At 61.1% G+C, this 16,125-nt stretch carries 12 protein-coding genes; 7 read left to right on the plus strand and 5 right to left on the minus strand.

What is annotated here, in order from left to right; all coding sequences use genetic code 11:
- From tssE to E4K65_RS03425, 5 genes are all read right to left on the minus strand, one after another.
- Positions 1 to 549, minus strand: a complete 549-nt coding sequence (gene tssE / locus E4K65_RS03405) for a type VI secretion system baseplate subunit TssE (RefSeq protein ID WP_135172897.1) — start codon at positions 547 to 549, stop codon at positions 1 to 3.
- 174 nt (positions 550 to 723) lie between these two features.
- Positions 724 to 1,209, minus strand: a complete 486-nt coding sequence (locus tag E4K65_RS03410; RefSeq protein ID WP_011086373.1) for an Hcp family type VI secretion system effector — start codon at positions 1,207 to 1,209, stop codon at positions 724 to 726.
- A gap of 50 nt (positions 1,210 to 1,259) precedes the next feature.
- Positions 1,260 to 2,762 carry a type VI secretion system contractile sheath large subunit gene (gene tssC / locus E4K65_RS03415; RefSeq protein WP_167770485.1) on the minus strand — a complete coding sequence of 501 codons (1,503 nt, stop codon included), beginning with the start codon at positions 2,760 to 2,762 and terminating at the stop codon, positions 1,260 to 1,262.
- A gap of 16 nt (positions 2,763 to 2,778) precedes the next feature.
- On the minus strand, positions 2,779 to 3,306 hold the full coding sequence (gene tssB / locus E4K65_RS03420) for a type VI secretion system contractile sheath small subunit (protein ID WP_027548753.1): 528 nt from the start codon (positions 3,304 to 3,306) through the stop codon (positions 2,779 to 2,781).
- A gap of 139 nt (positions 3,307 to 3,445) precedes the next feature.
- Positions 3,446 to 4,759 carry a type VI secretion system protein TssA gene (locus E4K65_RS03425; RefSeq protein WP_167770540.1) on the minus strand — a complete coding sequence of 438 codons (1,314 nt, stop codon included), beginning with the start codon at positions 4,757 to 4,759 and terminating at the stop codon, positions 3,446 to 3,448.
- Between the two features lie 346 nt (positions 4,760 to 5,105).
- Between E4K65_RS03425 and E4K65_RS03430 the strand changes: the two genes are divergently transcribed.
- The 7 genes from E4K65_RS03430 (at position 5,106) to tagF (ending at position 16,122) form a co-directional block, all read left to right on the plus strand.
- On the plus strand, positions 5,106 to 6,974 hold the full coding sequence (locus E4K65_RS03430; protein ID WP_135172900.1) for a type VI secretion system Vgr family protein: 1,869 nt from the start codon (positions 5,106 to 5,108) through the stop codon (positions 6,972 to 6,974).
- Positions 6,975 to 6,979: 5 nt separating this feature from the next.
- Entirely contained in the window at positions 6,980 to 7,543 is a 564-nt protein-coding gene (locus E4K65_RS03435) for a DUF6931 family protein (RefSeq protein WP_135172901.1), read from the plus strand.
- A gap of 12 nt (positions 7,544 to 7,555) precedes the next feature.
- Positions 7,556 to 8,935, plus strand: a complete 1,380-nt coding sequence (gene tagH, locus E4K65_RS03440; protein WP_167770486.1) for a type VI secretion system-associated FHA domain protein TagH — start codon at positions 7,556 to 7,558, stop codon at positions 8,933 to 8,935.
- Between the two features lie 48 nt (positions 8,936 to 8,983).
- Entirely contained in the window at positions 8,984 to 10,321 is a 1,338-nt protein-coding gene (tssK, locus tag E4K65_RS03445) for a type VI secretion system baseplate subunit TssK (protein ID WP_167770487.1), read from the plus strand.
- 287 nt (positions 10,322 to 10,608) lie between these two features.
- Entirely contained in the window at positions 10,609 to 11,844 is a 1,236-nt protein-coding gene (tssL, locus tag E4K65_RS03450) for a type VI secretion system protein TssL, long form (protein WP_283813804.1), read from the plus strand.
- Positions 11,845 to 11,887: 43 nt separating this feature from the next.
- On the plus strand, positions 11,888 to 15,424 hold the full coding sequence (gene tssM / locus E4K65_RS03455; RefSeq protein WP_135172905.1) for a type VI secretion system membrane subunit TssM: 3,537 nt from the start codon (positions 11,888 to 11,890) through the stop codon (positions 15,422 to 15,424).
- Positions 15,421 to 16,122 (plus strand): type VI secretion system-associated protein TagF, encoded by a 702-nt coding sequence (gene tagF / locus E4K65_RS03460; RefSeq protein WP_135172906.1) that lies wholly within the window; start codon positions 15,421 to 15,423, stop codon positions 16,120 to 16,122. Before tssM ends, tagF begins: the two co-directional genes overlap by 4 nt.
- Positions 16,123 to 16,125: the final 3 nt, after the last annotated feature.

A 16,125-nucleotide genomic window follows, 5' to 3' on the forward strand; every position in this document is an offset into this window, starting at 1 on the left:
CTAAAGTCGATTGATTTGGATGTCGCCGCTGTCGAGATCGACGTCGGCGACAAATTCCACGGGGACGTTGAGCGGCTCGGCCTTGAGGTCTGCGTGAACGATGAAGCGCAGCTTCAGCTGCTCAGGACCGACCGAGCCGTCGCGACGGACCCGGATCGTCTTGCGATCGAGTCTTGGCTCGTACGTCGTCAGAGTCTCGCGCAGGGCGTCGGTGAGTTCGTCGTCCGTGACCTCGTCGATCGAACGGTGGGCGATATCGGGGAAGCCGTAGTTCAGGATCGAGGTTCGAACGCTATCCCGCCCGCTCAGATCCAAGGTCGATTCCAGAGCAATGGTATTGAGGAGCGTTTCAAGGTCATGGGAGACCTCCCTCCGCAACAACGTTTCCGAGATCGGAAAGCGGCCTGCGCTGCGCCGCCCGGCAATGATCCGCTCACCGAACTCATCGCGCAGATTGAGCTTCTTGCGCGCATCGCGGGCTTCATGAGCCGAGCGAAAGGCCAGCATCAATGGAGGAGAAAGCCGGTCCCTCTTTGGAGCAATAGTCATTTACGGTCCCCAAGATGGCCGCCCGACTCGCTATTCTATTCCGCGGCGCATCAGCTGGTCTCCAAGATGATGTCGCCTCGACAGGCGGTCGGGCCCACAAAGACGTGCGACCGCAATTGCGTCGCCTGGCGCCGGTTCGCGCTTATCGCAACCGGCGCCAGGTAGGGCCGACAATCAGGCCCATTCCTTGTTGGCGGGAACGTCCCAGCCAAACACCGGCGCAGCTCCAGCGCCGCCTTTTTCCGTCTGGGTCTTGTAGGTCATCTTGACCTTCGCGAAGTTCAGACTCACGTTTTCGGTGAGGCGATCTTCACCGTGCGATCCGCCCGTCGATACGCTGGTGACCAGGATGTGCTTCATCTCGATCTTGAGATACTCCAGCGGATTTTCACCCGCCTTGCGGACGGTGAGGATCGCCGTATCAATGTGCTTGCCGTTCGCGCAGACCTTGAAAAGCTCCGGCGTGGCCTTGTCGACGAAGTGCGTAAAGTGGAGATCCTGGACGCTGACCTTGCCGGCGCCGCCGCCCGAACCGCTGTGGAAAGTGCCTGACTGGCTCTCGCCGAAAGACCAGCTCAAAATATCGATTTCGTCCTTGTGCTTGTCGTCCAGCGACTCGCCCTTGATCGGATCGAGTTTCAAGAAGATGTCGACAGCCATAGCGTAGTCCTCTCAAATTTCTGCGTGGTTACGGTTGCGATGTTGCGGCATCAGGAAGCGGGGCCGGGTAGGCGTGAAACCAGGCTGAGGCCGACGTCCATCGCCTCCAACTGAAAGTGTGGACGAAGAAAGAAGCGCGCGTTGTAATATCCCGGATTCTCCTCGTTTGCGATGACTTCAACCTTCGCAGCGGCCAGTGGCTTGCGCGCTTTCTGAGCTTCTGACGAGAGGGCTGGGTTGGCATCAACGTATTCGTTGATCCAGGTTTGCAGCCAGATCGTCAGCTCATCCTTCTCCTTCATGGATCCGATCTTGTCGCGAACCATGCACTTCAGATAGTGGGCAAAGCGGGACACTGCGAACATGTAAGGTAGTCGTGACGACAAGTTGTCGGACGCGGTGGCATCCACGCCCTTATCGCCGAAGTACTTCTTCGGCTTGTAGAGTGACTGGGCGCCGATGAAGGCGGCCTTGTCGGTGTTCTTGCGATGGATCAGCGGGATGAGGCCCGCCTTTGCAAGTTCGTGCTCGCGGCGATCACTGATGGCGATCTCGGTCGGGCATTTCAGGTCGACGCCGCCGTCATCGGTCGGGAATGTGTGCGTCGGCAGGTTGATGACTTCGCCACCGGACTGCACACCGCGGATGCGCGTGCACCAGCCAAATTCCTTGAAGGCGCGGTTGATGTTGACCGCCATTGCGTAGGCGGCGTTGATCCAGCCGTATTTGTCGCCGGTGTGTCCGTCCGTCTCCTCTTCGAAGGCGAACTCTTCCACGGGCTCCGATTTCGCGCCGTAGGGGAGGCGGCCGAGCGCGCGGGGCATGCACAGGCCGAGATAGCGCGAGTCGTCCTGATCGCGCAGCCCCTTCCATGCGGCATATTCCGGCGTGTCGAACACCTTACCGATGTCGCGAGGGTTGGACAGTTCGGTCCAAGAGTCCATTCCCATCAGCGTCGGCTCGGCGCCGCTGAAGAAGGGAGCGTGCGCGGCGCCGGCGATCTTGCTGAGATCGCGGAGCAACTGTACGTCGGTTGGGAGGTGGCTGAAATAGTAGTCGCCGATCAGGCAGCCGAACGGCTCGCCGCCCAGCTGGCCGAATTCATACTCGTAGATCTGCTTGAACAGGGGACTCTGGTCCCAGCGCGCATCGGGGTAAAGCCGCAGATTCCGATACAACTCGTTCTTGGAGACGTTCATCACCCGGATCTTGAGGTTGGCGTCGGTCTCGGAATTGAAGACGAGGTAGTGGAGGCCGCGCCAAGCACTTTCGATTGCCTGGAACTCAGGTGTATGAAGAATTTCGTTCATTTGCGCGGTCAGCTTCTGGTCGATCCGCGCGATCATCTCCTCGATGGTGTCGAGGACGTCCGACTTGATGACGCTCGTGTCCTTCAACGCCTCTTGAACGAGCGTGGATACCGCGTTTTCGACTTCGGTCGCTGCACGTTCAGTGCGCGGTTTGAAGCTTTGCTTCAGCAGAGTGGCAAACTCGTCAGCTTCGACGGTCTTGACCTGGGTGGTGCTCTCTTTGTGAACAGCTTCTTTTGCCATGATCCCCATTCCTTCCTTAGCTCTCGGTGCCAGGTTCGGTCGACTGGCTTGTCGCGCGTTCCCGAAGCGCCGCCATCAGTTGAGGATCGGCGAGAAGTTTTTTGAGCTGGTCCTCGGCGGCCACCTTGCCATCCATGTAGCGCAACAGGTTGGCGAGTTGTTCGCGCGCCTCGAGCAGCTTGGCAGTAGCCGGCACCTGGCGGGCGACGGCCACCGGCGTGAAGTCTGCCATCTTGTTGAAGCGCAGGTTGACCGAGATCTTTTCGTCGGATCCATCGCTGAGGCGATTGGCGACACGCGCCGTCACGCCGGGCTGGATTGCCGCCATGCGGTTGTCGAAATTGTCCATGTCGAACTCGAGGAACTTGCGCTCCTCGACCTTCGTCTTCTCGACGCCAGGGTTATTGCCGGAGAGGTCGGAGAGGACGCCCATGACGAACGGCAGTTCGATCAGCCGCTCTGCGTCGTAAGGATCTTCGTATGTGATGTGCACGCGTGGTGCGCGGTTTCGCCGAATGAATTTTTGACCGCTGTCTGTAGCCATGGTTCCCTCACTACGAAATCGCATTAGACATCGAAAAAGACATCGAATTTGCGCGACGCAGAGTGGCTAGGGCGCTTCAAGTTGCTGCGGTCGGCAAACATCCTTGTGTCCAGTTAGTGCCCTCGAGCGAAAGCTGGGTTCAATGCGATCTGTCGATTGTTTTAAGGGCTCCCTCAGGAAGAACATCATTCAAAAGGCTGAGGAAATCTCGTTGTGCGAGGTCGCGCGCGCGGTCGACCAAAAAGGGGATGGGGCTGGACGGCTCCGCGGTTCGGAAAAACGACGCCACCTTGGTCAGCAAGCCCAAGGCCTGTGCTCTATTTTCCACTGAAAACACAATATCTTGAGCGCTGTCATCGGTCGTCGATGAGAGCGAGGTTGCGAGCTCGGCCATCCGTTCGATCGACAGGTCGAAGACCTTGTCGCGTCCGATGTTGATCGCGGCGCTCTCCACGTGGGACGGCACCAGCATCCGCATCACTTCAATGAATGATTTGCCGACCATCTCCTGCGCTTGACGCACCAACAACAGTGCCGGGTTGGATGGTTCCATTCGGGCGAAATAATCGGCCGCCGCTGCAAGCGCTGCAGATGCCTGTGCGGATGAAGCCACCACCCCGATCGTGTCTGACGGCACCTGTGTATCGACAGGACCGACATCTTCCGCAGTTTCCGCGATTGCCGTAGGATCCCGCAACGCAACAAGACCCGCAAGCCAGGCAGCCATCCCGTTAACCAAGCCCGAGAGCCTGTCGAGGCTGATCGGTTGCCCCGAGTTCAACTTCTCACGCCAGGTCGCCTTGATGCCCGCGATTTCAGCCGCGACCGCGGAGCACCGCGCGCTGGCTGTCTTGAGAGTGTCGAGATCCGTCTCGCTGACGATGCGCTCGATGGTCGCGAGATCGAGCCCGTCGGCGTCGGCCTCACCGGCGGGAATTTCGCCCTGGGCGATTTGATAGGCACGGTAGTTGAGGTTGCCGTGTCTGCGGTTCTCGATCAGGGGAAGGAACTGGAGCGGGTTGATCACGGTCGGAAACACGTCGATTGCTTCGACCGTGACAGCCCGAAGCGCGTAGTCGCCGTCCTCGCCTCTCGGATGCACCGCTTCCCACTGCTCGCGCAGCAGCAAGTTGGTCGCCTTCAGGCAGCAGAGAAAGCCGTCGAGATCGCGGTTGAGAATTGAAAACTTGGCCAGCAGCAGGTTCAGGCGCAGATCGCGGGTACGAGCAAGAAGAGGCTGTGCGGCGGCAAATTGGCCGGCAAAATCGACTGCCTTTGGATCGAAGCGTCCACGTTCCCCATTGGCATTGACGACCTCGAAGAACGACATTGGCAGCAGGGATTCCGCACCTGCGAAGAAATTCAGATACTGGACGTCTCCGATGGCGTCGAGATCCGGCCCGCAGGGATCGTCAGCGGCAACGGGGTGCGTCAGGGAGGCGACATCAAGCATACGACGATCGTCCATCTGCTCGGTCACGGCCCCGCTGCCGAGCCCGTGGCGACTGCCGGATCGCGGGGCATCCATGATCCTAGTCTATATCCATGGGTCAGATGCCTGCTGGTGTTGGTTCATTCCCGAAGATCATGCCATTTTCGCGTGAACCGGCAAGCTCTTGGAGCCGACTACTTGATGACCGGGGCGGTTCTTTGGACCGCTGTTGTGGAGCGTCCGGACCAGCCCTGGGGCGGACCTGCCGGCACTGCCGGTGGCGGGCAGGATTTCCGTGGTTCTCGCATAACGTCTGATCAGCTCTTCGCAGCGGGTCATTCGATCGAAGGAGGGAGTTTAAGCCCACATGGGCCAGCTTACTCAGGATACCCGCCTCTGCGAACTCAAGACGCCTCTTGGCAAGGACGTTCTGGTTTTTGCCGGATTCGAAGGCTCAGAAGGTCTCAGCGAACTGTTCGAGTATCGCATCGAGTGTCTCAGTGAGGATGCCGACCTCGACTTCGATCGTGCCATCGGTCAGCAGTGTACGCTGACCATAAAGCTGCATGAAAAGGAGCGCGAGTTCAGTGGCATTCTGACAGAGGCCCAATGGCTCGGGGTGAAGAACGACTATTTCAGCTACCGGATCGTGCTGAGGCCCTGGTTATGGCTGTTGTCGCGGACAACTGATTGCCGGATCTTTCAGGACAAGAAGGCGCCCGACATCATCAAGGAGGTATTCAACGAACGTGGCTTCACCGACTATGAATCCAAACTGACCGAAGAGGGTTCCTGTCCGAAGCTCGAATATTGCGTTCAGTACCGCGAGACCGACATGAATTTCGTGTGCCGGCTGATGGAGCAGCACGGCATCTCCTACTTCTTCAAGCATGAGGGCGGCAAACACACGTTGGTGTTGGCGGACTCCAAATCGTCGCACAGCCCGATCAAAGGTCTTGCTACGATTCCCTACATCCCGCTGACGGGTGCCGATCGTCGAGGCGAGCAGCACATCTATGAATGGGTGTCGGAGCGCCGGTTTCGTACCGGCAAGATCGAACTCAACGACTACAACTACCAGAAGCCAAACGCTCAGTTGATCAGCGATGCCAAGGGCTCCGAGCATTACACTCGGTCGGAGATGGAGTATTACGACTATCCCGGGAAGTTCAAGGAAAAGTCCGACGGCGAGCGCTACGCGAAGATCCAGCTCGAGGCGGAGCAGGCGATGGACCGGCGGCGTCGCGGCAATGGTGACGCGGTCAACCTGTTCCCGGGTGGGCTGACGAAGCTCGAAAAGCACTCCAAGGACTCGCAGAACGTGGAATATCTCGTGGTGCGAGCCACGCACTCGTTCTCGATTGAATCTTACCGCACAGGCGGTCCCAGCGACGCCGGGCAACATGTCTATTTCGGCAGCTATGAGTTTCTGCCGAGCGATCGGCCGTTTCGAGCGCTGATGATGACGCCGAAGCCAAGGATCAATGGCATCCAGACCGCCAAGGTGGTGACCAAAGACGACAATTCGAGCGAGGAAATTGACGTTGAATCGCTGGGCGAAATCTATGTCCGATTTTTCTGGGATCGGAAGAAGAAGCGGTCGTGCCGGTTGCGCGTGGCTCAGGTTTGGTCTGGCAAGCGCTGGGGCGGTCAGATCATCCCGCGCGTCGGACAGGAAGTTGTTATCGAATTCCTGGAGGGGGATCCGGACCGGCCCCTGGTGATCGGCACTGTGTATAATGATGAATACAAGCTGCCCTACGATCTGCCCTCGAAGAAGACGATTGCGGGATTGAAGTCGGACTCCACCAAAGGTGGCGGCGGCTTCAACGAGTGGAGCTTCGAGGACAAGAAGGGATCCGAGAAGATCACAGTGCATGCCGAGAAGGACCACGACGTAACGGTCCGCGACACCGAGACGCGGACCATCGGCGAAGCTGCATTTGGCGGCGACACGCGCAACACCACGCTCAAGAACGGCAATGACAAGCTCGATATCCAGTTGGGTGGTCAGCACGTCACTTTGGCCATGGACCAGTCTGTCAACGCAGGCATCAGCATCACGCTCACGGCCAATGCCAACATCACCCTGCAGGTGGGTCCAAGCCAGATCATCCTGACCCCGGCGGGCATCGTCATCAACGCGCCGACGATCGCCATGACGGCGCAGGCCGGCATGGCGCTCGCGGCCGGTGGTCCGCTGGTCGCCCACGGCACTCCAACCCTTGTCGGTTGACGATCATGGGACAGGTTCGGTTCGGCACGGTACAGGATCTGTTTCAGGCCTACCCCTTGGCGCGTTATGATGTCGGCAAAGCCGACGCCGACAAGCCTTCGCTGGACTTCCTTCAGGAGGCCGCCGACACGCGGAATTGGCACCAGGCCGTGTCTTACTGTGCCTATCTGCTTCCCAGGCGCGTGGCGATCGCCTGGGGATGCCGCTCCCTGCGACGGATGTTCGACCATTTCGACGCCTACGACAGCAGGTCGCTGAATGTTGTGGAGACCTGGGTCCGGCAACCGGACGAGCAGTCCCGGAACAAGGCGCTGGCCGTCGGCAATGCCAACGATCCCGAGCAGCCAGCGACATGGCTGGCGCTGGCGGCCGGCTGGTCCGGCGGAAGCGTGGTTCCTCCGGAATTTGCGCCTGTGGAAGCCAAGCCAGATCAGGCCGCACGGGCGGTGCGTGCCGCACTGCTGATTGGCCTCTGCCGGCTCCCCCGTGACTCCCGGGACCAGATAATGACGTCATGCCTGGAGGATGGTATTCAATTGGCACGCGGCGAACCGCGCCCTCCGCGCTAACGAGACGATGTGATGGTGCTTCGCTTTAATATCGAGAACGAACCGAACCTTCCGGACGGCGGACCTGTGTCGTTTACGGTCACCGGCAGGCGCTCGGTCGATATTGGCCGGGATCGTCACCTCGACTGGACGCTGCCAGATCCGGCGCGGACGATTTCCGGAAAGCACTGCGAAGTGCACTTTCGCGACGGCGGCTATTGGCTGCACGACGTCTCGACCAACGGCACCTTTCTCAATGGTGCCGACCAGCGCATGCGGGGGCCGCACCGCTTGCGCGACGGCGACCGACTGACGATCGGCCACTACATCATCGGAGTTTCGCTGGAGGATGAGGCTGGCGGGCGCAGTCCAAACCATGAGGCGCAACCGCACGAACCCTCGGTCCAGCAGCATGCCGATTACGGAGAGCTTTGGACGGCCGATCGTGACGTTCCGCCGCCGATCGATCCGCACCTGTTGAAGAAGCCACGCGAGGCTGCGCGGCCCGTTAATCCGGGGTTCCTGGATTGGGCGGCGAGCGTCCCGGCGCCGGGTGTAGACCCATTTCGACCGTCATCGCCGACGTCTCCGTACCAACCGTCCGTGCAGGACGACGACATGAACTGGGCAGCGGGTCCGGTCACCGCGCCGAAACCGCAAGTCGAGCGCCCCCCAGTCAAGCCGACCCCACGCCGGCCGTCGGTGTGGATCGATGATGAACCAGCCGGTGCACAGCCGCCGGCATCGCCATCACACCAAGAGGTTGCGACGCCGCGCCAGACGCAAGCAGCAGGCGAGGGGCCTGTCACGTCCAAGCCAGTCGGCGGTACCGAGTTCGCGCGACTGGTGGCGCGCGCTGCAGGATTGCCGGACAATTTCTTTGCCAACAAGTCCGACGCCGAACTCGCCGAACAGCTTGGCATCATCTTGCGTATGACCGTGGATAATCTCATGGCGCTGCTGCAAGCGCGAACCCAAGCCAAACAGCTGACCCGCAGCACCAGCCAGACCACCGTCCAAGCTCTCGAAAATAATCCGCTGAAATTCTCGCCGACCGCGGAAGAGGCGATGCGCATTCTCTTTGGGCCGCCGACGCGTAGCTACCTCGACGCACAGCGCGCCTTTGCACAGGGCTTCAGTGATCTCAAATCACATCAGTTGAAGACCTACATGGCGATGCAGCACGCTGTCCATGAGTTGATTGCGGACATAGATCCGACGCTGATGGCGCGCGAGCTCGAGCTTCAGCGTGGCGCAAGCTCCTGGCTCGGCACGAACAAGGGCAAACTCTGGGACGAGTTCTTGACGCGCTGGAAGGCGCATCTTGGCCGCGACAACAGCGCGCCGATCGAAACCTTTATGTTGCACTTCTCGGACTATTACGACCGCGGCGACAAGCCCGGTTCAAAGTAAGCTATCGGCGACCATGCGGTCGCCGACATTTTCTAAGTGGATGTAGGAATGTCTTGGTACAGCAAGGTTTTCTGGTCGGAAGGTCTGTTTCTGCGGCCGCATCATCTGCAGCAGAACGACCGCTACATCGAACACTTGCTGGAAAAGCGCGTTCGCTACACGACACCATACCCCTGGGGCTTTGCCCAGCTGGAGATCGATAAGGATCTTACCGAACAAAGCAAGTTCGCGGTGCGCAATGCGTCCGGCGTCATGCCGGACGGTACGCCGTTCGATATCCCTGCGGACAGCCCAATTCCCGAAGCGATCGATGTGCCGGAGACGGCCGCAGGCCAGATCGTCTGGCTGATGATGCCGGTAGCGGCACCAAACACCCGCGAGGTCGACGAGGACCGCACCGACAGCGCCAGTCGTTATGTTCGTACTTCGGAAACCTTCATTGACTCGACCTCGGCGCTACGCATCGAGGAAGAGATCGACATCGCTTATCCGCGCTTGTCGTTCGAACTGCGCAAGACCAGCAAGCCCGGATACATGGGCATCGGCATCGCGCGCATTCTGGAAGTGCGCGACAAGAACATCCTGTTCGACGACAAGTTCGTGCCGCCGATGCTGGTCTGCGCTGCGCATCCGATCATCGATGGTTGGCTCAACCGCATCATCGGCTGGGTTGAGACCAAACTCGACGAGCTGGCGCGTTACGCGGTCGATCCGTCATCCGGCGGTGGGTTGCAGAGCGTCGACTATCTGGTCCTGCAAGTGCTGAACCGTACCATTCCCGTGCTGACTCATTTCCAACGCTCCGGCAGCGTGCACCCCGAGCGCCTGTACGAGGAATTGCTGAGGTTCGCGGGTGAACTTGCGACTTTTTCCACGGCGGAACGGCGGGCGCGCAACTATCCGGCGTACGATCACGACGATCTCGACAATGTCTTCACACCTTTGGTGAGCGACATCCAGGACTTCTTGAGCGCGCGGCTGGGCCGGCGGGCGATCCGTCTGGAGATCATCGAGCGCGCGCAGAATGCGTTCGTATCGCCGATCCGCGATCGAGCGCTATTCCGAAATGCGACCCTGGTGCTGGAGGTTGCCGCACGGCGGCCGCTCGTGGAGATCCAGAACGATTTCCCGCACCTGTTCAAGGTCGGGCCGAACACCAAGATGAACGAGATCGTGCACGCAAACTTGCCGGGCCTGACCTTGGTGCATTTGCCGACGCCGCCGCCGCATATCCGGGCCATTACGGATCACGTCTATTTCTATCTCGACCGCAAGTCGCCGCTGTGGCCCGAGTTCAGCACGGCGGCCTCGATCGGAATGCACTTCTCCGGCGACTGGCCGGAGCTTGAGCTGTACCTTTGGGCTATCCTGGAAGACAGGCCATGAGCGACAGGGACAAGCCGGTCAATCCTTTCGGTCGGGGCGAACGGACGATCATCCGTCCCAACCCCGGCGGGAAGTTGCCGCCGGCGCCGACCTCTCAGCCTCCGCCGGGCGAGGGGCCTGCAGCTCGTCCGGCCTATTCGCCGTCACCCGTACCTTCTCCCGGCGCGCCAGCGCCACCGTCATCCTTTTCGCCCGTTCCACAGGGCTCGAACTACGCCTCCGCGCCGGCCAGCCATCCAACCGAGGAATGGATCTCGACACCCGCGCAAGGCCAGGTGCCGCAACCCATGCTGCCGGCAGGGCCGCCGTTACGCGTCGACGATCTCGTCGCGCCAAATGCCAATCCAGTGATGCGTGCTGCGGGCCCATTGCTGCAACTGCTCGGTCGGTTGCGGGTGGCGCTCATGCGCGCGTCATTCGCGAGCCTGATGGAGCAGGTCGCAGACGCTATCAAATTCTTTGAGAAGGACATCCGTTCGGCGGGCATTTCCGAGCACCAGGCCAACACAGCGAAATATATCCTGTGTGCCACTGCCGACGATATCGTGCAGCACATCCCAACCGAGGAGCGTCACGTCTGGACGCAATACTCGATGTTGAGCCGGTTTTTCGGCGAGCGTGTCGGCGGCGTCCGTTTCTTTGAGATCCTCGATCATTTGAAGATGGATCCACTGGTCAATTATCCGGTCCTCGAACTTCAGCACGCCTGCCTGGCGCTTGGTTTTCAGGGCATTCACCGGACGTCAGGGGGCGGACTTGCGAACCTGCAGCTGATCCAGCGTAACCTCTATGAATTGCTGCGCCGGGTCCGGCCGAAGACGATGACCGACCTGTCGCCCAACTGGCGCGGGCAGGCGCTGGCGGGGCGCCGGCAGCGTTTGCGTGTTCCGGTCTGGCTCGTGGCGGCCGTCGTCGCCGCGCTGCTGACCGGGTCCTATTTCGTCCTGCGGACGCTACTCGCTGGCCGGGCAGAGAATGCTGCCGAGGTGGCGCTCGCGCTCCATCCGGCCGGCCCGATCGAGCTCAAGCGCCAGGTCGTTGCACCACCGCCGCCGCCTCCGCCTCCGCCGCCACCGGATCGCATCACCCAGTTGCAACGCATCCGCAACGCGCTCGCGAAAGAGAACACAGCCTGTGCCATGACCGCGGACCAGACCCCCAGTTTCATCGTGATCAGGGTCTGCGATCTGGCCTTGTTTGCATCGGGCCAGGCGACCATCCTCGACGGTTTCAAGCCGATCGCACTCCGCGTCGCAGCAACCCTCGACAAGGAGCCGGGACGGATCCGAGTCGTTGGCCATACCGATAGTTCGCCGATCCGCACAGTCCGCTTCCCGACAAATTTCGAGTTGTCCGTCGAGCGCGCCAAGGCGGTTGCCGCGGCACTCAAGCCTGGCTTGACCGATGGTTCGCGCGTCGACGTCGAGGGCAAAGGAGCAGATGCGCCAATCGCCAGCAACACGACACCTGAGGGACGCGCCAAGAACCGGCGCGTCGAGATCTTTATCGAACGCAGCGAATAGGCAGATTCCACCGGGTCAGGTGGTTTGCGACAGGTACGGTTAGATGCTTGCCAAGGACATTCTTCGCATTGTTCTCTACGGAGTCGGGCTCAGCTCGCTCGGAGCGGTGATCTATTTCGCCGGTCCCTTCATTGCGTTCGGCGATTGGCGGCCGCTGGAGAACCATATCGTCCGGCAGATCGCTATTCTGCTGCTCACCACGATCGTGGCAGGCATCGTTGGCCTCAATCTGTTCAAGCGGCGCAAGGGTGCCAAGGAGATTGCCGATGGCATCGCTGGTGCGGACCAGCCCGTCAGCGATGAACCGGTGCTCAAGGAGCGCATGAAGGATGCGCTCGCGACGCTGAAGACCGCCAGCGGCAACAAATCGGGCTTTCTCTACGATCTGCCGTGGTACGTCATCATCGGTCCGCCCGGCGCCGGCAAGACCACGGCGCTGGTCAATTCCGGGCTCAAATTTCCGCTCGCGCGCGGGGCGACGCCCGCGGCGATCGCGGGGGTCGGCGGTACCCGCTACTGCGATTGGTGGTTTACCGAGGAGGCGGTGCTGATCGATACCGCCGGCCGCTACACCACCCAGGACTCCAATAGCAAGGCCGACAAGGACAGCTGGCTGGCGTTCCTGGACATCTTGAAGAAAAGTCGATCACGCCAGCCGATCAACGGCGTCCTTGTCGCCATCAGTATCGAAGACATTCTAACGCTGCCGAAGCAGGAGCTCGCACTTCACGCCGATGCCATCAGGATGCGCCTGCTCGAGCTGCATCAGAGGCTCAAGGTCAGCTTCCCGGTCTACGCGCTATTTACCAAGGCCGATCTCGTTGCCGGCTTCACCGAGTATTTCGCCTATCTCGGGGATGCCGGCCGCCGCCAGGTCTGGGGTGCCACGTTCCAGACCGCCGACAAGACCCAGAATCTGGTGGGGCAGATCCCGGTCGAGTTCGACCGTCTGCTGGAGCGCCTGAGCGAGGAGACGCTCGACCGTCTGCAGGACGAGCCGACGCCCCAGCACCGCGTGCAATTGTTCGGCTTTCCGGCACAGATGGCGCGGCTCAAGCCGCAGATCCACGATTTCCTCAACCTGATCTTCGAGCCGACGCGCTATCACGTTAACGCGAACCTGCGCGGTTTCTACTTTACCTCGGGTACGCAGCAGGGCACGCCGATCGACCAATTGATCGGATCGCTGGCGCGTACGTTCGGCGCTGAGGAGGTCGGTTCCGGATCCTATTCGGGCACGGGCAAGAGCTTTTTCCTCGCCGATCTGATTTCCAAAGTCATCATCGGCGAAGCCGACTGGGTCTCGACCGACCGTGCCGCGGTGCGCCGCGCGCTGATCCTGAAAACCGCGGCCCTGTCATTGATCGGCATGGTCTCGATCGGACTGATCGCGGCCTGGCTGACGAGTTACAAGCGGAACTCCGATTTGATTGAGCAAAGCCTGCAGGCCGATAGCGAGTATGCAGCCGCCGGCGCGCCACTTATCAAACAGACGCTGATTGCTGATCATGATCTAGACAAGGTGCTGCCGCTACTCTACCGGCTGCGCAACGCCCCGGCAGGCTACGGATCGCGCGGCGAGTCGGTGCCTCTGTCGGCTCGCTACGGGCTCAGTCAGCACGCCCGGCTGCTGTCGCCCTCGAAGGCGGCCTATCATACGGCGCTTGAGCGCATGTTCCGACCGCGCCTGCTGTATCGCCTGGAGGAGCAGCTCAATGCGCGAATAAACGAACCTGCCTTCGTCTACGAGGCGCTTAAGGTCTATCTGATGGTCGGCGGCCTGCAGTCGCCGGACCGTGAGTTGATCCGTTCCTGGATGCAACGTGACTGGGCGGACAACCTCTATCCTGGCGCCACCAACGCGGAAGGGCGGCGTCTGCTCGACGAGAACCTCGTGGCAATGTTCGACCTCGAGACCGAACAGCAGCCGCTGGTCGAACTCGACGGCCGGTTGATCAAGCAGGCCCAGAGCTCCTTGGCGCGCCTGAGCGTGTCGCAACGTGCCTACGAGTTTCTGAAATCGGAGGCTCGCGCATCGACCGCTGGCGACTGGATCGCCAGCCGCCATGGCGGACCCGACATGGGTGTCGTGTTCGAAACCACGACGGGGCAGCCTTTGGACGCCGTGCGGGTACCCGAGTTCTTCACGTATAATGGCTTCCATCAGAAATTCGTTGCCCGGCTGTCCGGATTGTCTGAGCGGATGAAGCGGGAGCGATGGGTTTTGGGGGATGCCGGGCAGCAGTCGGCCATCGACCAGCAGTACGATAATCTGGCCGGCGATCTGCTCAGCATCTATTCCAACGATTTCGTGACGACCTGGCGAACGGCGCTCGGGAGCCTGCGCCTGAAGAAGCTGCTCGCCGACAAGCCGAAATATGAGGTGCTGCGGGCGCTTTCGGCGCCGACCTCGCCGATGCGGCAAATTCTGGAATCGGTGCGCGACGAGACGGTGCTAACCAAGGAACGGGCGAAGCCGGCGAGCGCTTCGGCAGCAGCTGCAGCACCGGCGCCAGCACTCTTCACGAATGCCCAGGATGGACCGCCTGGCGCGATGATCGAGGCGCAGTTCAAACCTTACCACGCGGCGCTCGAAGGCGAGAGCACCCGCCGGCCGATCGACTCGACCGTCGCGAACCTGAACGACATCGCGCAGAATCTGACGCTGATCATCGAGAACCCCCAACTGACCGCACAGGCCACAGCTGCGCTTCAGACCCAGGTCGCAGCGCTCCGCAACAATGCCTCGCGCATGCCGCCGCCATTCTCCGACATGCTGCGAGCAGCAGCCGCGGAGTTCGAAGGCAGCATAGCGGCTTCAACCGCCGGGCAAATCCTTCAAACGTTGCGCGATCAGGTCACGCCGGTCTGCCAACAGACCGTGACCAACCGCTACCCGTTTATCCGCAGCAGCAGCCAGGAAGTCCCGCTGGCGGATTTTGCCAAATTGTTCAGTCCGAACGGCGTTATGGACAAGTTCTTCACCCAGTACCTGGCACCTTATGCCGACACGTCGCGATCGGACTGGGTTTGGCGAAAGGAGAGCCCCGTTGGTCGGTCGTTCTCGCCGGATACGCTCAAGCAATTCCAAAATGCGGCCTATATCCGCGACGCCTTCTTCCAGACCGGCGGCGGTGTGCCGGCGGTATCGTTCGCGATCCGGCCGCCTGGGGCAGCCGGGCCAGGCGTGACCGTCAAGACCGAGATCGGCGGCACCACAATTACAAGCCCAACCACACCTGGTCCAGCGACCTCATCCTTGTTCGGCGGTCCGCAACCTACGCCGCCGCAGCAGCCACAGAGCAACTCGCCAACGACCGTCCTATGGCCGGGCCCCGCGCCGCGAACGGCAATTTCAGTCAGCAACGACACCGGCCCGCCATCCGTGCTTGAGCGCATTGGTCCCTGGTCGTTGTTTCGGATGCTGGAGGCGGGCTCGCTAGTGGTGAAAGCGGAAACGGCCAGCGCGACTTTCATCGTCGCCGGGCGCGAGCTCAGCTATCAAATTTCGACTGGATCGTTGCGCAACCCGCTGAACCTGTCAGTGCTGCGTGAATTTCGTTGCCCGACCGGGATATGACCATGCGTTGCGGGTTATTCGGCAAAATCGGCGCGAAGCGCGATTTCATCGCGATCGCAACCCCGCGCAGTTTCCTGGAAGCGTGGGAGCCGTGGGTACAGGCTGCGCTGTCAGCAAGTCGCCACCAGCTTGGCCCAGGATGGCAGCAGGCCTTTCTGACCGCGCCGGTCTGGCGGTTTTGGCTCGGTGCCGCAATCTGCGGAACGACGGTGGCGGGGGCGATTATGCCCTCGCTCGACGGGGTGGGGCGATACTATCCCTTGACCCTGCATGCCGTGACCGGCGAGGCCGTCTCGCTGCCGCCGCCGAGCATTGATCCGCAGGACGAATGGTTCGGGCAAGTGGAGGCGTTCCTGCTTTCGACCCTGGATCGGGCCGCGACCTTCGAGCAGATCTCCGATGGGTTGGAGCGGCTTGCGGTGCCACGACTGCAGGAGACCATCGCCAGCGGTCCGCCGATCACGTCGCTTGGTACTGCGGCAATGGGGAGGCCTTCGGCGGTCGACGCCTTCGCGGGGGCGTTTGCAGCACTTTGCGCCGCCAACCCACAGGTCTACGCCGCGGCTAGCTTCTGGTGGACCGCCGGAGGGGAAGGCTTTCCGCCCATGGCGCTGAGTTGCCGCGGACTACCAGATCCGTTTCACTACATCACGCTGCTGACCGGTGATCCCGGCCTCGCGGCATCCGGGAATAGATGACGC

Origin of the sequence: Bradyrhizobium niftali (genome assembly GCF_004571025.1) — a bacterium.
Taxonomy (GTDB): domain Bacteria; phylum Pseudomonadota; class Alphaproteobacteria; order Rhizobiales; family Xanthobacteraceae; genus Bradyrhizobium; species Bradyrhizobium niftali.